At 70.3% G+C, this 21,956-nt stretch carries 18 protein-coding genes; 10 read left to right on the forward strand and 8 right to left on the reverse strand.

Features of this window, described 5'->3' with window-relative positions; genetic code table 11:
* Positions 1-47: 47 nt before the first annotated feature.
* The 3 genes from AC1RN5_RS20215 to AC1RN5_RS20225 form a co-directional block, all read right to left on the reverse strand.
* Positions 48-656, reverse strand: a complete 609-nt coding sequence (locus AC1RN5_RS20215; protein ID WP_493043344.1) for a hypothetical protein — start codon at positions 654-656, stop codon at positions 48-50.
* Between the two features lie 138 nt (positions 657-794).
* Positions 795-1,223 carry a hypothetical protein gene (locus AC1RN5_RS20220; protein WP_493043346.1) on the reverse strand — a complete coding sequence of 143 codons (429 nt, stop codon included), beginning with the start codon at positions 1,221-1,223 and terminating at the stop codon, positions 795-797.
* A 132-nt stretch (positions 1,224-1,355) separates the two neighbouring features.
* Positions 1,356-3,203, reverse strand: a complete 1,848-nt coding sequence (locus AC1RN5_RS20225) for an ATP-binding protein (RefSeq protein WP_493043348.1) — start codon at positions 3,201-3,203, stop codon at positions 1,356-1,358.
* Positions 3,204-3,477: 274 nt separating this feature from the next.
* Between AC1RN5_RS20225 and AC1RN5_RS20230 the strand changes: the two genes are divergently transcribed.
* Together AC1RN5_RS20230 and AC1RN5_RS20235 are read left to right on the forward strand one after the other, a co-directional pair.
* On the forward strand, positions 3,478-3,816 hold the full coding sequence (locus AC1RN5_RS20230; RefSeq protein ID WP_421933399.1) for a hypothetical protein: 339 nt from the start codon (positions 3,478-3,480) through the stop codon (positions 3,814-3,816).
* A 63-nt stretch (positions 3,817-3,879) separates the two neighbouring features.
* Positions 3,880-4,326 (forward strand): hypothetical protein, encoded by a 447-nt coding sequence (locus tag AC1RN5_RS20235; protein ID WP_493043351.1) that lies wholly within the window; start codon positions 3,880-3,882, stop codon positions 4,324-4,326.
* Here AC1RN5_RS20235 and AC1RN5_RS20240 read toward each other — a convergent pair.
* A complete protein-coding gene (locus AC1RN5_RS20240) occupies positions 4,323-5,216 on the reverse strand; it encodes a DMT family transporter (RefSeq protein WP_493043352.1) in 894 nt (297 codons plus the stop codon). The genes AC1RN5_RS20235 and AC1RN5_RS20240 overlap by 4 nt on opposite strands.
* 196 nt (positions 5,217-5,412) lie before the next feature.
* On the opposite strand from AC1RN5_RS20240, the gene AC1RN5_RS20245 reads away from it, so the two are divergent.
* On the forward strand, positions 5,413-6,582 hold the full coding sequence (locus AC1RN5_RS20245) for a phosphoserine transaminase (RefSeq protein WP_493043354.1): 1,170 nt from the start codon (positions 5,413-5,415) through the stop codon (positions 6,580-6,582).
* Between the two features lie 80 nt (positions 6,583-6,662).
* Positions 6,663-8,237: a phosphoglycerate dehydrogenase gene (serA, locus tag AC1RN5_RS20250; RefSeq protein ID WP_493043356.1), complete on the forward strand. Its 1,575-nt coding sequence runs from the start codon at positions 6,663-6,665 to the stop codon at positions 8,235-8,237.
* A gap of 37 nt (positions 8,238-8,274) precedes the next feature.
* On the opposite strand, the gene AC1RN5_RS20255 is transcribed toward serA, so the two are convergent.
* Positions 8,275-8,538, reverse strand: a complete 264-nt coding sequence (locus AC1RN5_RS20255; protein ID WP_493043357.1) for a MoaD/ThiS family protein — start codon at positions 8,536-8,538, stop codon at positions 8,275-8,277.
* A complete protein-coding gene (locus AC1RN5_RS20260; RefSeq protein ID WP_493043359.1) occupies positions 8,538-9,662 on the reverse strand; it encodes a WD40/YVTN/BNR-like repeat-containing protein in 1,125 nt (374 codons plus the stop codon). Before AC1RN5_RS20260 ends, AC1RN5_RS20255 begins: the two co-directional genes overlap by 1 nt.
* Positions 9,663-9,822: 160 nt before the next feature.
* Here AC1RN5_RS20260 and AC1RN5_RS20265 point away from each other — a divergent pair, with 160 nt between their 5' ends.
* The 5 genes from AC1RN5_RS20265 (at position 9,823) to AC1RN5_RS20285 (ending at position 18,176) form a co-directional block, all read left to right on the forward strand.
* Positions 9,823-10,608, forward strand: coding sequence for an ImuA family protein (locus tag AC1RN5_RS20265; protein WP_493043360.1), 786 nt, complete (start codon positions 9,823-9,825; stop codon positions 10,606-10,608).
* Positions 10,526-12,109 (forward strand): Y-family DNA polymerase, encoded by a 1,584-nt coding sequence (locus AC1RN5_RS20270; RefSeq protein WP_493043362.1) that lies wholly within the window; start codon positions 10,526-10,528, stop codon positions 12,107-12,109. Before AC1RN5_RS20265 ends, AC1RN5_RS20270 begins: the two co-directional genes overlap by 83 nt.
* Positions 12,106-15,297 carry an error-prone DNA polymerase gene (locus AC1RN5_RS20275; RefSeq protein ID WP_493043364.1) on the forward strand — a complete coding sequence of 1,064 codons (3,192 nt, stop codon included), beginning with the start codon at positions 12,106-12,108 and terminating at the stop codon, positions 15,295-15,297. Before AC1RN5_RS20270 ends, AC1RN5_RS20275 begins: the two co-directional genes overlap by 4 nt.
* Before the next feature lie 105 nt (positions 15,298-15,402).
* Entirely contained in the window at positions 15,403-16,896 is a 1,494-nt protein-coding gene (locus AC1RN5_RS20280) for a carboxylesterase/lipase family protein (RefSeq protein ID WP_493043366.1), read from the forward strand.
* The gene (locus AC1RN5_RS20285) at positions 16,896-18,176 is read left to right on the forward strand and encodes a sulfatase family protein (RefSeq protein WP_493043368.1); all 1,281 of its coding nucleotides are present in this window, start codon (positions 16,896-16,898) and stop codon (positions 18,174-18,176) included. Before AC1RN5_RS20280 ends, AC1RN5_RS20285 begins: the two co-directional genes overlap by 1 nt.
* A gap of 9 nt (positions 18,177-18,185) precedes the next feature.
* Here the strand turns inward: AC1RN5_RS20285 and otsA are convergent, their stop codons facing one another.
* On the reverse strand, positions 18,186-19,586 hold the full coding sequence (gene otsA, locus AC1RN5_RS20290) for an alpha,alpha-trehalose-phosphate synthase (UDP-forming) (RefSeq protein ID WP_493043370.1): 1,401 nt from the start codon (positions 19,584-19,586) through the stop codon (positions 18,186-18,188).
* The gene (gene otsB, locus AC1RN5_RS20295; RefSeq protein ID WP_493043372.1) at positions 19,583-20,335 is read right to left on the reverse strand and encodes a trehalose-phosphatase; all 753 of its coding nucleotides are present in this window, start codon (positions 20,333-20,335) and stop codon (positions 19,583-19,585) included. The genes otsA and otsB overlap by 4 nt, the downstream gene beginning before the upstream one ends.
* 153 nt (positions 20,336-20,488) lie before the next feature.
* On the opposite strand from otsB, the gene zwf reads away from it, so the two are divergent.
* On the forward strand, positions 20,489-21,952 hold the full coding sequence (zwf, locus tag AC1RN5_RS20300; protein ID WP_493043374.1) for a glucose-6-phosphate dehydrogenase: 1,464 nt from the start codon (positions 20,489-20,491) through the stop codon (positions 21,950-21,952).
* The last annotated feature ends 4 nt before the right edge of the window (positions 21,953-21,956 follow it).

Here is a 21,956-nt window from a genome sequence, read left to right on the forward strand (position 1 = left end):
GGCGGGATCGGTGGGCGGCGCGGCGGAATGTCGCGCCGCCCGGGATCCTATCGGCGATAGCCGTAGCCGTAGCGATCATAGTCGTTGGCCTCGACCCGGATGCGGGCCGAGAGGGTGTCGAACCGGCGATCGAGGTCGGCCCGCTCCCAGTTGGAGAGCCCACCCGCCCGATAACGGCTTTCCAGTCGGGCCAGGGCGGCGAAGTCGGCGCGCAGGCGGTAGGCCTCGGCCCGCGTGATCTTGCCGGTGCGGACGCCGCGATCGATGCGGCGATCCAGGTTGGCCTGGCGCTGATTGATGTTCATCCAGGCGCCGCCGTGGTTCCAACCGTCACGGTCGTTGTTCCAGCCGTCGCGGTCGTGGCGCTCATAGCGGATGCGGCTGGACAGGGCGTCGAAGCGGCGGTCGAGGTCGCTCCGTTCCCAGTTCGACAGGCCGTTCACCCGATAGTTGGCCTCCAGCCGGGCCACGGTGCGGAAATCGTCGCGCAGGGCGATGGCTTCCTGGCGGGTCAGGTCGCCGCTGCGCACGCCGGCGTCGATGCGGGCGTCGATATTGGCCTGGCGCTCGTTGATCGACATCCAGGTCTGGGCCGAGGCGGCCCCGGCCGAGAGGGCCAGGACGGAGGCGGCGGCGAGCATGGTGAGAGTCTTCATGGGATCATCTCCTTGGTGGTCTTCGTGTCCCTCGGTCGTGTCCCCCGATCGGCGATTTCAACGGCCTTCCGCCCAAAGGGTTCTGGCCAAGCTTGGCGCCGCCCCCGCGGAGAGTCCCCGCGGGGGCGGCGCCCGGACCTAGCGGCGATAGCCGCCGTAGCCCGCGCCGTAGTCCCGATCGTTGCGCTCGTAGCGCAGCTGCATCCGGATGGAGTCGAAGCGGCGATCCAGGTCGGCGCGCTCCCAGCGGGTCACCACGCCGTCGGCGCGGTAGCGCCAGGACAGGCGTTCGGTCACCCGGAGCTGCTCGCGCAGGCGGAAGGCTTCGCGACGGCTGATCTGGCCCGAGCGCTCGGCGCGGTTGATGCGCACCTGCAGGTCGTCGCCGCGCACGATGCCCTGGGGCCCGGCGCGATCGTTGTAGCCGCCGCCGCGCTCGTCGTAGCGGCCGCCGCGATCCTCGTAACGGTCGCCACGATCATAGCCGCCATAGGTCTGGGCGGCGGCGGGGGTGACAGCCGCGGCCAGGGCGGAAGCTGCCGCGATCGAAATCAGAATCTTCTTCATCTTCCATCCTCCTTGGATGTCCAGCGGCGCCGGAGGGCGTCGTTGAGGAGGAGAAGACCATTTCGAACCTGAAACCGATCTGAGGCCGCCGTTGTCTGGCGTTCAGCTTGGCTGGGGCCGGTCGGTCACGCCCTAGGCGGCGGCGGAATCCGCCGTCGTGGCCGCCGCCGCGTTCTGGGCGGCCTCGTTGAGGGCGCGGCTGATGGCCTCGTAGAGCTTGGCGATCTCGATGGGCTTGGCCACGTGGCCGTCCATCCCGGCGGCGAGGTATTCCTCCACCTGGTGGGACAGGGCGTTGGCGGTGAGGGCCACGATGGGGGTTCGCGGCCGGCCCTGTTCGCGTTCGGCGGCGCGGATGGCGCGGGCGGAGTCGATGCCGTCCATGACCGGCATCTGGATGTCCATGAGGATCAGGTCGTAGGCCCCGTCGCGCCAGGCCTCGAAGGCCTGCTTGCCGTCGGCGACGATGTCGATCTCCAGGCCCAGGGAGCCCATGACCGCGGCCAGGACCTGCTGGTTGGTGGGATTGTCCTCGGCGGCCAGCAGGCGCAGGGCGCCGTCCTCGGCGGTGTCGGCGGCGGCGGTCTGGGCGGGGGCGTCGGCGACCGCCTCGCCACGTTCCAGGGGCAGCTCGACGGTGAAGGTCGAGCCCCTGCCCTCGCGGCTGTCGACCCAGATCGCACCGCCCATCATCTGGGTGAGCTCGCGGCAGATGGCCAGCCCCAGCCCGGTGCCGCCGAACCGGCGGGTGGCGGAGTTGTCGGCCTGGACGAACTTCTCGAACAGATTGGCCAGCTTCTCGGCGGCGATCCCCAGGCCGGTGTCGCGCACGGTCAGCTTCAGGGCGCCGGTCTCGGGATTGAGGTCGAAGGCCGCGGCCACCTCGCCGGAGGGCGTGAACTTCACGGCGTTGGACAGCAGGTTGCCGACGATCTGGCTGAGGCGGTCGGCGTCGCCGCGCCAGGCGCCGTGGGCGGCCTCGGACACCTCGAACTTGAAGTCGAGGCCCTTCTTCTGCGCCATCACCGCGAAGCTCTCGCGGGCCGGGGCGATGGCCGTCTCCAGGTCGAAGTCGTCCATCAGCAGGGTCAGCTTGCCCGCCTCGATCTTGGAGAGGTCCAGGACGTCGTTGAGCACGGCCAGCAGCAGGCCGCCCGACTGGCGGATGACCTCCAGGCGCTCGCGCTGCAGCTCGCTCATCTCGCCCATGGACATGACCTCGGCCATGGCCAGGACGCCATTGAGCGGGGTGCGGATCTCGTGGCTCATATTGGCCAGGAACTGGGACTTCAAGGTATTGGCGGCGTTGGCCGCGTCGCGGGCCTCCACCAGTTCCTGCAGGGTCCGCTGCAGGGCCTGTTCGCGGGCGTCCAGCTTCTCCAGCAGGTGGTTGAAGCTGGCGGTCAGGCTGCGGAACAGGGCGTCCTGGGCCTCCACCTGGACGGGGGCGAAGCTGCCGCTCGCGGCCACGTCGTGCATGGCGTCCGAGAGTTTCTGCACCGGGGCGATGACCCGGTGGGCCAGGCCGCGGGCCAGGAACAGGGCCACCCCGACCCCGCCGAAGAACAGGGCGCCGGTCAGGGCGATGAACTGGGGCAGCATGGCGCCGAGCGCCGGCGGAGCGACCTTGACCACCAGTTCGCCGACCCGCAGGCCCTGGATCTTGACCGCGGCGTGGATCACGTCGGTTCCCGGGCTGGCGGCGCCGGCGCGGCGATAGACGGCCACGGTCTGGCCGGTTCCGTCCATCAGCCTGGCCTCGGTGACCGACTGAGCCTGGGCCAGGGCCGAGATGGTGGAGCGGGCGGCGGCGAAGTCCTGGACCGAGAGGGCCGGCCCGGCGGCGCTGGCGGTGATCTGCGACAGGGCGGTGTGGCTGAGGTGGCTCTGCTCGCGGGCGACGGCCCACTGCTGGAGCATGAAGGTGAGGCAGGCGGCGACCAGCACCACCATCGTGGTGACGAGCGCAATACCCGCCACGCGCGCATGGAACGTTGCGTTGTGTGCCGTTCCCGCCGCGCGAAGATGTTGGGTCATGAGGTGCGAAGTCCCGTCCAGCATTCGCGTTTAGGCCAATTCTCCTAACGCTTCGCTTCCAAGTACTCGCCCCTCAGGAGAATCTGTTGCGTCGTCGACACAGTCGCAACTTGTGCGCGTAGTTGTCGCAGTTAACGAAGCGTGAATCCCATGGACCAAGCTTAACCTCTGGTTTACCTTTGCTACGTTGAGTTAATCCTCTGGAAGGGGCTCCCCCATGGAAAAGGCCTTTGTCGCGCAACGCGTGGCGACCAAGTTGTTCACGACGGAAGCCGCGGTCGACGCGGCGATGATCGAAGCCACCGAACTGATGGCGGACCTGCTCAAGGCCCGCTCCGACGTGGGCACCTCGCTGGTGTTCGCCGACGACGTTCAGGTGAAGATGGTGGAAGCCATCCAGGCCCTGGGCGCGGCCCGGACCGCCATGGTCGGCGTTCACAATGAACTGACCGAGGCCAAGCTCCGCCTCGGCATCCGCACCACCCTCGGTGGCGTGGAAAACAAGCCCTCCTTCATGCGTAAGGCGGACAAGACCGCCATGCGCGAGGTCGGCTGACCCTCACGGGTTGCAATAGTTTAACTGTTTTTGCGCCCCTAATGTCTGTTAGGGGCGCAAATCATGCCGACAACACTGACGACGCAAATCATCTGGGCCGCCGTGCTGGTGGTTTGCATGTTCGGGCTCCTCAAGGGGGGGCCCGCGGAGCGATTTGGCGCCGGCCTGACCGTCGGGATCGCCATCGCCTTCCAGATCGTCAACATGGTCCTGCCGGATGAATCGCGCCCCGTGCCGCATCTCGTCCTGGACGGAATCCTCGCCCTCGGCTTCCTGGGTCTCGCCGTGCGCTACGCCAGTCTCTGGCTTGGCGGGGTGATGCTGCTCCAGGGGGTGCAGTTCAGTCTCCACGCCTATTTCTTCGTCACCAAGCTGACCCCGGGCCTCACCTATGCGGTGGCCAACAACCTGATCACCTGCGGGACCTTGCTTGGCATCCTGCTGGGCACCGTCGCCTTCCTGCGCCAGAGCCGGGCGGCGTCCCCCGAGAAAGCCACCCCTTCCGCCTAGGGCGCCGTCCTTGGCCGCGGCTCCAGGGTCGCCAGGGCCACCCCGCCGAGGATCAGGGCCAGGGCCGCGAAGGCCGTCCAGTTGAGCCGCTCGGCCAGGAACAGAACCCCCACCGCCGTCGCCCACAGCGGCGCCATGTAGATGGCCATGGACAGGAACAGCGGGCCCCGCCGCTGGATCAGATAGACATAGCCGATGGTGGCCAGCGCCGTGGGGAACACCCCCTGGGCGGTCACCGCGATCACCGAGGACAGGGGCGGCCAGGCCGGCAAGGGTCCGGTGAACACCGCCGCGATCGTGGCGAACACCGCGCCCCAGGCGCACATCATCAGGGCGCCCACCGCCGAGGGCACCGGCGGCGCCCGCTTGGTGACCACATTGGAGACCGCATAGAGGGCCGCTCCGGTCAGGGCGCCGATCAGGGCCAGGGCTTCCAGGGTCATGCCCCCGGTCAGGCGCGGGCCCACCAGCACCAGCAGGCCGACAAAGCCCAGGCCCACCCCGCCGGCCTTGCGGGCGGTGAGCTGTTCGCCGGAGACGAAGGCGTGGGCCAGGGCCGCGGTGAAGATCGGCGAGGCGCCGTTGCAGATGGCGTTGACCGCCGAGGGCAGGCGCTCGGCGGCGAGCGCGAAGAGGGCGAAGGGGACGGCCATCCCCACCAGGCCGTTGAAGGCGTAGAACCGCCAGGCGCGGTCGCGCCAGCCGGGCAGGGCCTGGCGCTGGAGCCCGAGGACGACGCCCAGGGTCGCCACCGCGATCCATAGCCGCAGGGCGGTGTTCCAGAACGGCGGGATGTGGGCCACGGCGATCTTCAGGGCCGCGAAGGCCGATCCCCAGGTGACCACCAGGGCGGCGAGAACCAGCCAGTCTATGGGTTTGGGGCGGGTCATGGCGGCTCCGGCGGCGGGGGCCGCGAGGTCAGGAATCACGCCTTGGCGCCCAGGCCAAGCCCGGGCGTTCCCAGCCCCGCTCAATCTGTCTTTCGAAAAATTACGCTTGCCCTGGCCGACAAACCGGCGTTTTTGCGCGCCGGGCCACGCCCCCCCAACGGGGCGCTGCTCATCTGTAAGGATGGGAGACATCGCTATGAACACCCTCGCCAAGCCGGCCATGCGTCCGGCTCGCCCCGAATTCTCTTCCGGCCCCTGCGCCAAGCGCCCCGGATGGAATCCCCAAAATCTCCAGAACGCGGTCCTCGGCCGTTCGCACCGCTCCAAGCTGGGCAAGGCGCGTCTGAAGGAAGCCATCGACCGCACCCGCGAGGTGCTTCAGGTCCCCGACGACTATCTGATCGGCATCGTCGCCGGTTCGGACACGGGCGCGGTGGAAATGGCCCTGTGGTCCATGCTCGGCCCCAGGCCGGTGCAATTGCTGGCCTTCGAGAGCTTCGGCAAGGACTGGGTCACCGACGTGGTCAAGCAGCTGAAGCTGCCCGCCGAGGTGCTCGACGCCCCCTATGGCGCCCTGCCCGACCTGACCAAGGTGCGCAAGGACGCCGACCTGGTCTTCACCTGGAACGGCACCACCTCGGGGGTGCGGGTTCCCAACGCCGACTTCATCGCCGCCGACCGCGAGGGGATCGTCATCTGCGACGCCACCAGCGCCGCCTTCGCCCAGGCCCTGGACTGGGCCAAGCTCGATGTCGTCACCTTCTCCTGGCAGAAGGCGCTCGGCGGCGAGGGCGCCCACGGCGTCCTGATCCTCGGCCCCCGCGCCGTGGCCCGGCTGGAAAGCTACACGCCGGCCTGGCCGATGCCGAAGCTGTTCCGCATGACCAAGGGCGGCAAGGTCAGCCTCGACATCTTCGAGGGCGCCACCATCAACACCCCCTCCATGCTCTGCGTGGAAGACGCCATCGACGCCCTGAAGTGGGCGGCCTCCATCGGCGGCCTCACCGAGATGCAGCGCCGCGCCGACGCCAATCTGGGGGCGCTGGCCGACTGGGTCGCCAAGACCCCGTGGGTGGAGTTCCTGGCCGCCGATCCGGCGACCCGGTCCAACACCTCGGTCTGCCTGAAGGTGGTCGATCCCACCGTCACGGCCCTGTCCGACGACGCCCAGGCCGACTTCGCCAAGAAGCTGGCCGCCCTCCTCGAAAAGGAAGGCGTGGCCTTGGACATCGGCGGCTATCGCGACGCGCCGGCGGGTCTGCGGATCTGGTGCGGCGCCACGGTGGAGACCTCCGACCTGGAGGCCCTGACGCCGTGGCTCGACTGGGCCTTCGCCTCCATCCTCGCCGACCTGCAAGCCGCCTAAGGCCTTAGCGCTCCCGCCGCCCGGACCGCCGCACGCGCCGGCGCCGGGAGCGCACACCCAAATCTCAAGGACACCGCCCCATGCCCCGCGTTCTCATCGCCGACAAGCTCAGCCCCGCCGCCATCGACATCTTCAAGCAACGCGGCGTCGACGCCGACGTGAAGACCGGCCTGACCAAGGACGAGCTGCTCAAGATCATCGACCAGTATGACGGCCTGGCCGTCCGCTCGGCCACCAAGGCCGACAAGGACGTCATCGCCGCCGCCACCAACCTGAAGGTCATCGGCCGCGCCGGCATCGGCGTGGACAATGTCGACATCCCCGCGGCGACCTCCAAGGGGATCGTGGTGATGAACACCCCCTTCGGCAACTCGATCACCACCGCCGAGCACGCCATCGCCATGATGTTCGCGCTCGCCCGCCAGCTCCCGGCCGCCGACGCCTCCACCCAGGCCGGCAAGTGGGAGAAGAACCGCTTCATGGGCGTGGAGCTCTACGCCAAGACGCTGGGCCTGATCGGCGCCGGCAATATCGGCGGCATCGTCGCCGACCGCGCCAACGGCCTGAAGATGAAGGTGGTGGCCTATGACCCCTTCCTCTCGGCCGAGCGCGCCGTGGAGATCGGCGTCGAGAAGGTGGAGCTGGACGAGCTGCTGGCCCGCGCCGACGTCATCACCCTGCACACCCCCCTCACCGACAAGACCCGCAACATCCTGTCGGCGGAGAACCTGGCCAAGACCAAGAAGGGCGTGCTGATCGTCAACTGCGCCCGCGGCGGCCTGGTGGACGAGGCGGCCCTGCGCAAGGGCCTGGATTCCGGTCACATCGGCGGCGCGGCCTTCGACGTCTTCGTCGACGAGCCGGCCAAGGAGAACGTGCTGTTCGGGGCCGAGAACTTCATCGCCACCCCGCACCTGGGGGCGTCCACCATGGAGGCCCAGGAGAACGTGGCCCTGCAGGTGGCCGAGCAGATGAGCGACTACCTGCTCACCGGCGCGGTCTCCAACGCGCTCAACAGCCCCTCGGTCACCGCCGACGAGGCGCCGAAGCTGCGGCCCTTCGTGGCCCTGGCCGAACGCCTGGGCGCCTTCGCCGGCCAGATGGTGGACGTCGAGGTCAAGGCCGTGGACATCGCCTATGAGGGCGAGGTCGCCAACCTCAACACCCGGCCCCTCACCGCCGCCGCCCTGGCCGGCGTCCTGCGGCCCATGCTGGAGGACGTCAACATGGTCTCGGCCCCGGCCGTGGCCAAGGACCGCGGCATCACGGTCTCGGAGAGCAAGCAGGACGACAGCCCCATCTATGAGAGCCTGGTGCGGATCACCGTCACCACGGCCATGGGCAAGCGCTCCTTCGCCGGTTCGGTGATGGCCGGCACCCCGCGGATCATCGAGGTCAAGGGCATGGACCTGGACGCGCCCTTCGGCTCGACCATGCTCTATGTGAACAACCTCGATAAGCCGGGCTTCATCGGCAATCTGGGCGCCATCCTGGCCGACGCCAACGTCAACATCGCCACCTTCAACCTGGGCCGGGTCTCCGCCGGCGAGGACGCCATCGCCCTGGTGGGGGTCGACCAGGAACCGTCGGAAGCCCTGATCACCAAGATCCGCGCCCTGCCGCACGTGAAGGAAGCCCGCACCCTGCGGTTCTAGAGCTTGATGGGCGGCCGCCTCCCTGCGAGGCCGCCGCCTAGCCCCCGCTGAGAGCCCCGAAGATCAGCACCTCGTCGCCGTCGCGCAGCGGTGTGGTCAGGTCGGCCACCGGCTGGCCGTTGGCGAAGACCCGCATGTGCCGGCGCACCCGGTCCTGCTCGTCGATCACCCGGAAGCGCAGGCCCGGGAAGCGGCGGTCCAGATCCTCCAGCACCCCGTTCACCGTGCCGCCCGTCGCCTGCAGGCGCGCGACGCCCTCGGTATAGGACTGCAGCTGGCTGGGGATCAGGACGGAGATCATCACAGCGGCGCGGCGGTGACCGAATAGATTTCCGGCAGGTGGGCGGCGATGGACCGCCAGGTCTCGCCCTCGTCGCCGCTCATCCAGACCTCGCCGTTGGTGGCGCCCAGATAGAGCCCCACCGGGGTGTTGGCGTCGGCGCAGAAGGCCTGGCGCTTGACGGTGAACCAGGCCTGGTCGGCGGGGAAGCCGCGATCCTGCCGGGTCCAGCTCCCCCCCGCGTCCGCCGTCCGATAGACCGCCGGCCTGCCGCCGGGGCTGGTGCGCGGCCAGACGTCGGTCCCGTCCATGGGGAAGACCCAGGCGGTGTCGGCGTCGCGGGGATGGGGGATGATGGTGAAGCCGATGTCGCCGATCTCGGCCGGCATGGCCTTGCCGATCCGCTCCCAGACCACGCCCGGCCGGTCGAGCCGGTAGATCCCGCAGTGGTTTTGCTGCCAGATCCGGTCGGGCTGGGTCGGGGCCAGCGCGATGTAGTGGGCGTCCTGACCGTATTCCGGATAGGGGTCGGGCATGAAGTTGGCCTCCACCCCCTGGTTCAGGGGCGCCCAGGTCGCCGCCCGGTCGGTGCTCTCGAACACCCCGCCGCTGGAGGTCGCCACATAGATGTGGGCCGGGTCGCGGGGATCGATGACGATCTGGTTCAGCAGGGAGCCGTCCGGGGTGCCGGCCTCGGGGGGCGCCCACTTCCAGTACATCGGGTGCTCGTTGAAGCCCTCGACGCTGTCCCAGGTCTCCCCGGCGTCGTGGCTGACGAACAGGCCCGGGGGCGAGACCCCGGCCCACCAGACATCGGGCTCGCTGGCATGGCCAGGCTGGAGCCAGAAGGTGTGGTCCACCGCGCGCGCGGTGGCCGGGTCGGCCGACTTGGGGAAGGCCGGCGGCCGCCGGGCCTCGGTCCAGGTCGTCCCGCCGTCGACGGACTTGAAGATGGTGGGGCCCAGATGGCCGGTCTTGGCCGCCATCAGCAGGGTGCGCCCGTCCCGGGGATCGAGCACCAGGTGGTTGACGATCTGGCCCAGGAAGATCGGACCCTGGGCCGACCAGGTCCGCCGCCCGGCGTCGCTGCGATAGATCCAGGCGCCCTTTCGGGTGCCGATGAGAAGCTGGATGGCGTCGGACACGGGAGCCCCCGTTCTGGTCAGGAAACACGATCATACGCCGCCGCGCCGATTGGGCGAGTCCCTGGGTCCGGGTTGGAAGGGGGAACCGGCTCCACCCTGGGGTGATTGACTCTTCCGCGCTCAAGCCTAGAACAAAATAGGAACAAAGGAACAGGAAGCCATGTCCGGTTTTCGCGATGAGCGGCTCGCCGCTCTCAAGGCGAAGATCGCCACCCTCGAGGCGGGCGGACGGGCGGACTCTGAATCCCTGTCCCTCGGCGATCCCCGTCTCGACGACTGCTTTCTCTCAGGCGGCCTGCCGCTCGGCTGCTGGCACGAGTTCGGGGCCGAGGGGCTGGAGGCCGAGACCGCCGCCTGTCCCGCCGGCTTCGCCGCCCTGCTGGCCGCGCCCCTGGCCCGGCGCGGAGAGGCGGTGTGGATCCTGCGCCGCGACGACCTCTTCGCCCCGGGCCTGGTGGGGCTGGGCTTTCCGGCCGAGCGGCTGATCCAGGTCTGCGCCCGGGACGAGGCCGAGGCCCTGGCCGTGGCCGAGGACGCCCTGTCCACCCCCGGCGTCGCCGCGGTCTTCGCCGAGGTGGAGGCCGTCAGCCTGACCGCCGGGCGACGCCTGCAACTGGCCTGCGAGAAGCGCGGCGCCACCGGCTTCGTCATCCGCCGGCGGCCCTATGGCGGCAAGACCAGGGCCGCGAGTGGCTCGGCGGCGGCCAGCCGCTGGCGGGTCGCCCCCGCCGCCAGCGAACCGGAGCCGGGGGAATTCGGCCTGGGGCCTCCCCGTTGGGCGGTGACCCTGGAACGCTGCCGCGGCGGCCGCACCGGCGCCTGGCTGTTCGAGGCCGGCGACGCCTTCACCTATGAGGCTTCTGATGGGACGCATCCTCTGCGCCTGGTCGCCCCTCTGGGCGATCTCCAACTGGCGCCGGCGCAACCCCTCCGCCGCATCGCCTAGAGCGCTTTCAGGCGAAGTGGGAACCGGTTCGCCGTCCGAAAGCGCGACCAGAAAAGAGTCTCCCCCGTTCGCGCTCATTGAGCAGGCCCGGGGCACGCGCCGGCTGTCCGCCGTGGACCGCGCGGGGCGGAAGCTCGGCCTGTTCGTGGGGCAGAAGGCGACCGACGCCGCCGCCATCGCCCCGGAGCTGGTCACCGCCGAGGCCGAGCCGGAGGCCGACGCCCAGGCCCTGTCGGCCCTGACCGACTGGTGCGTGCGCTTCTCCCCCGCCGTCGCGGCCGACGAACCCGACGGCCTGTTCCTCGACATCAGCGGGGTCGCCCATCTGTGGGGCGGGGAAGCGCGGCTGCTGGCCGACTTCCAGGCCCGGCTCACGGCCAATGGCCTGGCCTTCCGCTGCGCCATCGCCGACACCCCCGGCGCGGCCTGGGCCTTGGCCCACTATGGACAGGACGGCGCCATCGCCGAACCCGGCCGGCAGATCAGCCTGCTGGCGCCCCTGCCGCCGGCGGCCCTGCGGCTGGCGCCGGAGACCGCCGCCCAGATCGATCGTCTGGGACTGAAGGCCCTGGCCCAGCTCTTCGTCATCCCCCGCGCGCCGCTGGCCCGCCGGTTCGGGATCGAGACCCTGACCCGTATCGACCAGGCCCTGGGGCGGTCGAAGGAGGCGCTCAGCTTCCGCCGCCCGCCCAATCCCTGGTTCGCCAGGCTGGCCTTCGCCGAACCCATCAGCACGCCGGAGGACCTGGCCCGGGTCGCCTTCGACGTCGCCGCCAAGCTCTGCAAGCGGCTGGAGACGGAGGGGCAGGGGGCGCGGCGCTTCGAGCTCTGCTTCCATCGGCTGGACGGCCATGTGGCGCCGCTCACCGTCGGCCTGTCCCTGGCGGCCCGGGACCCGGCCCGCATCGCCAAGCTGTTCGCGCCGAAGCTGGAGACCATCGACCCCGGCTTCGGGATCGAGGTGGTGACCCTGGAGGCGGCCGAGGTGGAGCCGGTCTCCGGCCGCCAGGCGCGGCTGGATTCCCTGCTCGAGGCCACCAGCGCCGAGGGCCTCGCCCCCCTGATCGACCGGCTGGTCAACCGGCTGGGGGAGGACCGGGTCTGGAAGGCCCGCGCCGTGGAAAGCCACGTGCCCGAACAGTCCGCCGCCCCGGGGCCGCCGATGGCCACGCCGCTCGCCGGCTGGGACCCCGAGCGCCCCCGGCCCTTGCGCCTGTTCCGCCGCCCCGAGCCCCTGGAATTCGTCTCCGCCCCGGTCCCCGACGACCCGCCCCTGCAGTTCCGCTGGCGGGGCCAGCTGCACCGCGTGCGCCGCGCCGAGGGGCCCGAACGGATCGGCGAGGAGTGGTGGCGCGGGGCCATCGACGAGGTCCGGACAGATCATGTCCGCGACTATTACCGGGTGGAGGACGAGGCCGGCGGCCGCTTCTGGCTGTTCCGCGCCGGCCTCTACGCCGAGGGGGTGGCGCCGAAATGGTGGCTGCACGGGCTGTTCGCATGACCCGCTATGTCGAGCTCCAGGCCACCACCAACTTCTCCTTCCTGCGCGGGGCCTCCCACCCGCACGAACTGGTCCAGACCGCCGCGGCCCTGGGCCTCGACGCCATCGGCATCGTCGACCGCAACAGCCTGGCCGGGGTGGTGCGCGCCTGGTCGGCGGCCCGTGACCTGGGGCCGGGCGCGGGGTTCAAGGCCTTCACCGGCTGCCGCCTGGACTTCGCCGACGGCGCCCCCTCCCTGCTCTGCTATCCCAGCGACCGCGAGGCCTATGGCCGCCTGACCCGCCTGCTCACCGTGGGCCAGAGGCGCTCGATCAAGGGCCAGTGCGAGCTGCACTGGGAGGACTACCTGCAGCACGCGCAGGGCCAGCTCACCCTGGTGGTCCCGCCGCTCCGGCTGGACGACGCCTTCGCGGCCGATCTGGCGCGGATCGCCGGGGCCCTGAAGGGCGCGGTCTGGCTGGCGGCCTCGCGGCCCTATGGCGCCCGCGACGTCCACCGGCTGTCGAGGCTGGCGGCCCTGGCGCACGCCAGCGGGGCGCCGATGGTGGCCACCAACGACGTCCTCTATCACGGCCCCGAGCGCCGGGCCCTGCAGGACGTGGTCACCTGTATCCGCGAGACCTGCACCATCCAGGAGGCCGGCCTGCGGCTGGAGGCCAACGCCGAGCGCCACCTCAAGGGGCCGGCCGAGATGGAGCGCCTGTTCGCCCGCTTCCCCGGGGCGGTGGCGCGCAGCGCCGAGATCGCCGACCGGATCAAGTTCGATCTCGGCCAGCTCAAGTACGAATATCCCGACGAGCCGGTCCCCCCCGGCAAGACCGCCATCCAGCACCTGCGCGACCTGGCCTGGGAGGGCGCCAAGTGGCGGTTCTCCACCGGCATGGGGGAGAAGGAGCGGGCCACCATCGCCCACGAGTTGGACCTGATCGAGAAGCTGGGCTTCGCCAACTACTTCCTCACCGTCCACGACATCGTCAAATGGGCCCGGGACCAGGACATCCTCTGCCAGGGGCGTGGCTCGGCGGCCAATTCCTGCGTCTGCTTCTGCCTGGGGATCACCGCGGTGGATCCCACCAAGGCCGACCAGGACCTGCTCTTCTCCCGCTTCATCTCCGAGAAGCGCGGCGAGCCGCCGGACATCGATGTCGATTTCGAACATGAGCGGCGCGAGGAGGTGATGCAGTACGTCTATCGCCGCTACAGCCGCGAGCGGGCGGCCATCGTCGCCACCGTCATTCACTACCGCCCGCGCATGGCCATCCGCCAGGTGGGCAAGGCGCTCGGCCTCACCGAGGACGTCACCGCCGCACTGGCCGGCACGGTCTGGGGCAGCTGGGGCGACATGGTTCCCGACGACCACATCCGCCAGGTGGGGCTGGACCCCGCCAACCCGGAGATCCGCCGCGCCACGGCGCTGGCTCAGGAACTGCTGAAATTCCCCCGCCACCTGTCGCAGCACGTGGGGGGCTATGTGCTCACCAAGCGGCGGCTGGACGAGACCGTCCCCATCGGCAACGCCGCCATGAAGGACCGAACCTTCATCGAGTGGGACAAGGACGACATCGACGCCCTTCAGCTGATGAAGGTCGACGTCCTGGCGCTGGGCATGTTGACGGCGCTCAAGCGCAGCTTCGCGATGCTGCCGCCCCGGGAGGACGGGACACCCATCACCGACATCGCCCACATCCCCCAGGAGGTTCCCGAGGTCTACGACATGCTCTGCAAGGCCGACTCCATCGGGGTCTTCCAGGTGGAGAGCCGCGCCCAGATGTCGATGCTGCCGAGGCTGCGGCCGCGGAAGTTCTACGACCTGGTGATCGAGGTGGCCATCGTCCGGCCGGGGCCCATCCAGGGCAACATGGTCCATCCCTATCTGAAGCGGCGGGCCGACCCGTCCCAGGTGACCTATCCGCGCCCGTCGCCGGAATTTCCCCAGGACGAGCTGGAGAAGATCCTCGGCAAGACGCTCGGGGTGCCGCTCTTCCAGGAACAGGCCATGCGGATCGCCATCGAGGGCGCCCGCTTCACCGAGAACGACGCCGACGGCCTGCGCCGGGCCATGGCCACCTTCCGCCACCATGGCAATGTCGGGGAATACGGGACCAAGTTCATCGAGGGGATGCGGGCCCGGGGCTACGAGCCCCAGTTCGTCGAGGACTGCTTCCACCAGATCGAGGGTTTCGGCTCCTACGGCTTCCCCGAAAGCCACGCCATCAGCTTCGCCCTGCTGGTCTACGCCTCGGCCTGGGTGAAGTGGAAATGGCCCGACGCCTTCTGCGCCGCCCTGCTCAACAGCCAGCCCATGGGCTTCTACCAGCCGGCCCAACTGGTCCGCGACGCCCGCGAGCACGGGGTGGAGGTCCGCGCGCCCGACGTGATGTCCAGCGACTGGGACTGCACCCTGGAGCCTCTGGAGGGCCACCGCCTGCGGGCGGTGCGCCTGGGGCTGCGGCAGATCAAGGGCTTCAAGGAGGCCGACGCCCTGACCTTGACGGAGATGCGCGCGGCCGGCGTGCGCACCGTGGAGGGCTTCGCCCGCGGACTCTCGCGGCGGGCCATGGAGCTGCTGGCCGAGGCCGACGCCTTCGTGTCCCTGGGGCTCGACCGCCGCCAGGCCCTGTGGGCGGTGAAGGGCCTGCTGGGGGAGGCCAGGGTGGAGACCGAGGCGCCCCTGCTGGCCGGGATGGGCCGCCCGGAGGTCCAGGTGGAGCTGCCCCTGATGAGCCTGCCCATGAACGTCACCGAGGACTACCGCACCACGCGCCTGTCCCTGAAGGCCCACCCCTGCGCCTTCTTCCGCGACGAGCTGGCCCAGGCCGGCGCGGTCCCGGCGGCGGCCCTGAAACACATGCGCGACCGGCGCTGGACCTCGGTGGCCGGCATCGTCCTGGTGCGCCAGCGGCCGGGCACCGCCAAGGGGGTGGTGTTCATGACCCTGGAGGATGAGACCGGCATCGCCAATATCGTCATCTGGAAGGACGCCTTCGACGCCAACCGCCGCCTGGTGATGACCGCCGCCTTCCTGCAGGTCCACGGCCAGCTGCAGATCGAGGGCGACGTGGTCCACCTGGTGGCCAAGAGCTTCACCGACCTCTCCCACTACACCGCCCGCATGCGCGACGAGGGGCCGGCCGCCGACTCCGGCCGCAAGGCCGGCGGCCTGATCCACAGCCGCGATTTCCACTGAACCTAAATGCTCAAGCTTGACCGGACCCCGCGCCCGGCGAATGGTTCGCCCCATAAGCAGACCGGCCAACCGCATTTTCAGGCCACCGCCATTTCGGGGGATTCCATGAAGCTCGCCGTGCTCTCCGCGATCCTGGCGCTGCTTGCCGCCCCCGCCCTGGCCGATCCGGTCAAGGTCACGGTGGAGGGCGGCGCCGTCCTCGGCGTCGAGACCGGCCAGGTCGACGCCTGGCGCAACATCCCCTACGCCGCCGCCCCGGTGGGCGCCCTGCGCTGGGCGCCGCCGGCCCACGCTCCGGCCTGGAGCGGCGAGCGGGACGGGACCAAGGCCGGAGTCTCCTGTCCCCAGCCCATGCGTCCCGACGGCGCCCCGAACATGGCCGGCGCCAATGGGCCGGTGAGCGAGGACTGCCTGCAGCTCAATGTCTTCGCCCCCAAGGGCGCCAAGCGGGCCCCGGTCATGGTCTGGATCCACGGCGGCTCCCACCGCTACGGGGCCGGCTGGATTTTCGACGGCTCCAACTTCGCCCGCGACGGGGTGGTCCTGGTGACCATCAACTATCGCCTGGGGCCCCTGGGGTCCTTCGCCCACCCCGCCCTCACCGCGGCGGCCAGGCCCGGCGAGGCGGTGGGCAATTACGGCCTGATGGACCAGATCGCCGCCCTCGAATGGGTCCGACGCAACATCAGGGCCTTCGGGGGCGATCCCCGCAACGTCACCGTCTTCGGCGAGAGCGCCGGGGGCGGCAGCACGCTGGCCCTGCTGGCCACGCCTCGGGCCAAGGGGCTCTACCAGAAGGCGGTGGTGCAGTCGGGCGGCGGCTGGTCGGCGCCCGTCACCCTGGCCGCCAAGGAAGCCGAGGGGGTGAAGGCCGCCCAGAGCCTTGGCCTCTCCAGCCCCAGCGCCGACCAGCTCCGCGCCGTGCCGGCCGACGAGCTGGTCGCCAAGGTCGACGGTAGCTTCGGCCCCTTCGTGGACGGCCGGCTGATGAGGGAGACGCCCGCCCAGGCCTTCGCCGCCGGCCGGGCCAATGACGTGCCCCTGATCATCGGCTCCAACTCCGGCGAGGACTCGCTGATGGCCGAGTTCGGCCAGGACCCGGCCAAGCTGGGAGCCGCCCTGCCGGCCGGGGTGCGCGCCCTCTATGCCGAGGAGGCCGCCCAGGGGGACGCGGCCCTGGCCCGCGCGGTCTTCACCGACCGCGCGATGGGGGCGCCCGCCCGCTGGATCGCCGCCCGCGCCTCGGGGGGCAAGCCGGCCTGGCTCTATTACTTCTCCTATGTGGGCTCGCGCTTCCGCCCGATGGTGACGCGGGCCTTCCACGCCGCGGAGATCCAGTACGTCTTCGAGTACTGGGGCCGCCGCACGCCCATCAGCCTGATCAAGCCCGACGACCAGGCCATGGCCACCCTGATGCACGGCTGCTGGGTCACCTTCGCCAAGACCGGCAAGCCCGGCTGCGACTGGCCCGCCTATGATTCCAGGACCGACCGGCTGATGGAGTTCGGCGCCGCCAGCGGCGTACGCTCCGGCTTCCGCAAGTCGCGCCTCGACGCCCAGGAGGCCTTCGTCCTCCCCACTCTTGCTCTGAGCCAATGATGTCCAAGCGCCCGCCCAACTTCATCGTCATCCTGGCCGACGACCTCGGCTACGGGGACATCGGCTGCGACGGCGGCGCCATCATCCGCACCCCCAATCTCGACCGCATGGCCGCCGAGGGGGTGAGGTTCACCGACTTCTACGCCTCGGCCAATGTCTGCACCCCGTCCCGCGCCGGCCTGCTCACCGGGCGTTACGCGATCCGCTCGGGCCTGGCCCACGAGGTGATCCAGCCGGCCGACACCACCGGCCTGCCGCTGAGCGAGATCACCATCCCCAGGGCGCTAGGGGACGCCTATGCCAGCGCCCTGATCGGCAAGTGGCACCTGGGCCATGTGGCGCCCCACTGGCCGCCGACGGCCTATGGCTTCGACCGCTTCTACGGCCTGCCCTACAGCCACGACATGCGCCCCCTCTCCCTCTATGCCGGCGACGGTGCGGCGGTGGAGGTCACCGAGGCCAGGGTCGACTTCGCCCGGCTGACCCAGAACTTCTTCGAACAGACGCTGGCCTTCGCCGAACAGAACCGCGACCGGCCCTTCTTCGCCCTCGTGGCGCTCACCGCCCCCCATGTGCCCCTGCGCCCCAATCCCGACGACCTCACCGGTTCGCCGGCGGGCGCCTATGGCGAGGTGGTGGAGGAGATCGACCTCAATGTCGGCCGGCTGCTGGCGCGCCTGAAGGCGATGGGCCTCGAGGAGGACACCCTGGTGATCTTCACCTCCGACAACGGCCCCTGGTTCGAGGGCTCCTCGGGGCCGTTCCGCGACCGCAAGGGCGGCTCGGCCTGGGACGGCGGCTTCCGCGTGCCCTTCATCGCCCGCCAGCCGGGAACCCTGCCGGCCGGGGTGGTGACCGACGCCCTGTCCAGCAATCTGGATCTGCTGCCGACCCTGCTGGCCATGGCCGGAATCGCCGCGCCGGCCGATCGCGAACTGGACGGCGCCGACCTCAGCGCCGTGATGATCCAGGGCGCGGCCTCGCCGCACGACCAGATCGTGCTGTTCGACAACACCCACGTGGCGGCGGTGCGCACGGCGCGCTGGAAATATGTGGCGCGGTCCTACTACCGGACCATGGACATCCCTCTGGACCGCTATCCCCTGCTCTTCGACATGAGCCTCGATCCGGGAGAGACCTACAGCGTCGCGGCCCTGCATCCCGAGGCGGCCGCCGACATGGTCGCCCGCGTCGAGGCGGCGCGCGCCAAGTACGGCCCGATCGGCCAGGCCTTCCCGCCCCACGTCGCCCCGGCCAGCGCCGCCGACCACCCCGACTGAGGCGACCGCCTAGCTGGCGAGCGCCGTGTGGACCTCGCCGATGTCCTCGAGGGCGCTGACAAAGGCGTCGCGCCAGGCGCTGACGTCCTCGCGGCGGACATTGTCGAACATCATCCGCCAGCGCTCCTTGCGCTCGGCCAGCGGCATGGCGAGCGCCCGCTGCAGGGCGTCGGCGATCTCTTCGGGGCTGTTCGGATTGACGATCAGCGCCTGCTTGAGCTGGTTGGCCGCCCCGGCGAACCGCGACAGGATCAGCACCCCGGGGTTCTCGGGATCCTGGGCGGCGACATATTCCTTGGCCACCAGGTTCATGCCGTCGCGCAGGGGGGTGACCAGGGCCACTCGAGCGGCGCGGTAGACGCCGGCCAGTTCGTCGCGGCGGTAGTTCTTGTTCACGTAGCGGACCGGGTTGCGGTCGATGTCGGCATATTCGCCGTTGATCCGGCCCGACAGGGCGTCAAGCCGCGCGCGGATCTCCTGATAGGCCTCGACTCCCTCGCGGCTCACCGGGGCGATCTGCAGCATCAGCACCTCGCGCACCATCTCCGGATGGGCGGCCAGGAAGTGCTCGAACCCGATGAACCGCTCCTCAAGCCCCTTGGAATAGTCCAGCCGGTCGACGCCGACGATCAGGCTGCGGAAGGCGGTGTGGGCCATCATCACGTCATAGGTGCGCCAGGCCCGGTCGCTCTTGGCCATCTCCGCGAACTCGGCGGCGTCGATGCCGATGGGGAAGGCGCCGACCTTGACCGTGCGGCCGAAGGCCCGCAGGTCGTTGGGGCCCACCGCGGCGCCGCGGGCCTCGGTCAGGACGTATTCCTCGAAGGCCTGGCGGTAGTCCGGGGTCTGGAAACCCACCAGGTCGTAGTCGAACAGCGACTGCACCAGCTTCTGGTGGCCGGGCAGGGTGACCATCAGCTGATGGGCCGGCCAGGGGATGTGCAGGAAGAAGCCGATGCGGTTCTTGATCCCCAGCTTGCGCAGCTCGCGCGCCAGCGGGATCAGGTGGTAGTCATGCACCCAGATCAGGTCGTCGGGCTGGATCAGCGGCGCCAGGGTCTCGGCGAAGCGCTTGTTCACCCGCTCATAGCCCTCGCCATAGGACCGGTCGTAGGCCGTCAGGTCCTGGCGGTAGTGGAACAGCGGCCACAGGGTCTTGTTGGCGTAGCCGTTGTAGTACTCGCTGAGGTCGGACTCCTCGAGGTCGATGGTGGCCACCGTCACCCCGTCACAGCGCTCGACGTTCAGATGACCGGTGAATTCCGGCGTGGTCTTGCCGCTCCAGCCGAACCACAGGCCGGAATATTCCCGCAGCGCCGCCGACAGGGCCATGGCCAGGCCGCCGACGGTCTCGTCCCCCTTGCCGGTGGGCGGGTTGACCCGATTGGAGACGACGATCAGCCGGCTCATCGCGCGGCCTCCAGCCAGGCCAGGGCGGCGTCCACGCTGTCCAACCGCAGGCGCGCGGCGGTGGTCCGGGCGGGGCCCACCAGCACGCCGAAGCCGCCCAGGGCCTGGGCGGCCTTGAAGCCGTCCTCGTCGGTGAGGTCGTCGCCCACGAAGACCGGCTTGGCGCCGGCGAAGGGCGGGTGGGCCAGGAAGGCGGCCACGCTGTCGCCCTTGGTGGCGCCGGGGGTGCGCAGCTCCCACACCATGTCGCCGGCCTGCAGGGCCAGGCCCGTCGCCGCGGCGATACGCTCGGCCTCGGCGCGGGCGGCGGCGGCCTGACCGGGGGCGCCGCGATAGTGCAGGGTGGCGCTGACCTGCTTGTCCTCCACCAGCAGGCCAGGGTGCGCGGCGGCGAAACGGCGCAGCTCGACCAGGGCCTGCGGCAGGGCGGCATGGGGGATGGCCTGGGCCACCTGGCCGTCGGCGTCTCGGCGCACCAGGCCATGGACGGCGGCCACGGCGGGGACCCGGCCCTCGAGGATGCGGTCGACGTCGGCCAGGGTCCGGCCGCTCACCACCGCCAGCCGGCCGCCCAGGGCGCCCAGCAGGGTTTCGAGGATGCCGGTCCGTCGCGGATCGGGGGTGACGTCCTGCGGCCGCGCCGCGATGGGGGCCAGCGTTCCGTCCAGGTCGAGGAACAGGGCCGTGTTCGCCAGGGCCAGGGGCGCGGGCGGCGCGTCAGGTCGGAGGTCGAGTTCGGCGATGGCCATGAAATCCCTAACCCCAGTCACGCCGACAAAACGCCTGGCGCGGGGGATCGATCCTTTCGTTGCAGCGCTAGAACGAATGAGCAGGGCTTGACGTTGCAGGGGCGAACGCCGCTATGCGCGGTTTGAACCCCCGGCTCCGCGAAAGGTGACGCGATGGCGAAATCCCCCCTGGCCGACGTGATCGTCCTGTTCGGCGGCACGGGCGACCTGGCCCAGCGGATGCTGTTCCCCTCGCTGTATTTCCTCGACGCCGACGGCTTCCTGCCCGCCGAGTTCCGGATCATCGCCACCGCCCGGGCCGAGATGACCCGCGAGGCCTTCGCCGACCAGGTGCGCGAGACGGTGAAGTCCCGCGCCGGCGGCGTCGACGACAAGGTCTGGAGCCGCTTCGCCCAGCGCCTGGACTATGTGGGCGGCGACGCCACCCAGCCGGCGGGAACCGAGGCCCTGAAGGTCGCCATGGGTCCGGCCAAGACCCCGATCTTCTACCTGGCCCTGTCCCCCAGCCTCTATGGCCGGGTCTGCGGCGCGCTGGGGGCCGCGGGCCTGGGCGGACCGTCGGCGCGGATCGTGCTGGAAAAGCCCATCGGCCGGGACCTGGAAAGCTCCAAGGTGATCAACGACGCCGTCGGCGCGGTCTTCCCCGAGGAGAGCGTCTTCCGCATCGACCACTACCTCGGCAAGGAGACGGTGCAGAACCTCATCGCCCTGCGCTTCGCCAACACCCTGTTCGAGCCGCTGTGGAACAACCTGACCATCGACCACGTGCAGATCACGGTGGCCGAGACCGACGGGGTGGGGGACCGCTGGCCCTATTACGACGAGTACGGCGCCCTGCGGGACATGGTGCAGAACCACATGCTGCAGCTGCTCTGCCTGGTGGCCATGGAGCCGCCCTCGGACATGGCGCCGGAGTCCCTGCGCAACGAGAAGGTCAAGGTGCTGCGCTCCCTGCGGCCCTTCACCCGCGCCGATGTCGCCTCCATCAGCGTGCGTGGCCAGTACACCCCCGGCGTCGTGGGGGGCGCCTCGGCGGCGGGCTATGAGACCGAGCGCGGCCAGGCCAGCAACACCGAGACCTTCGTGGCCCTGCGCGCCGATATCGACAACTGGCGCTGGGCGGGCGTGCCCTTCTTCCTGCGCACCGGCAAGCGCCTGCCCGAGCGGCGCACCCAGATCGCCATCCAGTTCAAGCCGGTGCCCCACTCCATCTTCGGCGACGGCGCCAAGGCCGACCTGGTGGCCAATCGGCTGGTGATCGACCTGCAGCCGGACGAGGACATCGAGCTGACCCTGATGAACCAGGCGCCGGGCCTGACCCATGGGGGCATGCGCCTGCAGTCCCTGCCGCTGTCCCTGTCCCTGCTGCGCGCCTATTCCGGCCCCAACGCCCGGCGGCGCATCGCCTATGAGCGGCTGCTGCTGGACGTCATGCACGGAAACGGCACCCTGTTCGTGCGCCGCGATGAGGTGGAGCAGGCCTGGACCTGGATCGACGGCATCGAGGCCGCCTGGGCCGACAGCGGCATGGCGCCCCGGCCCTATGCGGCGGGCAGCTGGGGTCCCTCGGGCGCCTTCGCCCTCATCGAACGCTCCGAGCGGGCCTGGTACGACTAGGGGC

It is taken from the genome of Phenylobacterium sp. GW821-FHT12F10, from assembly GCF_058806695.1.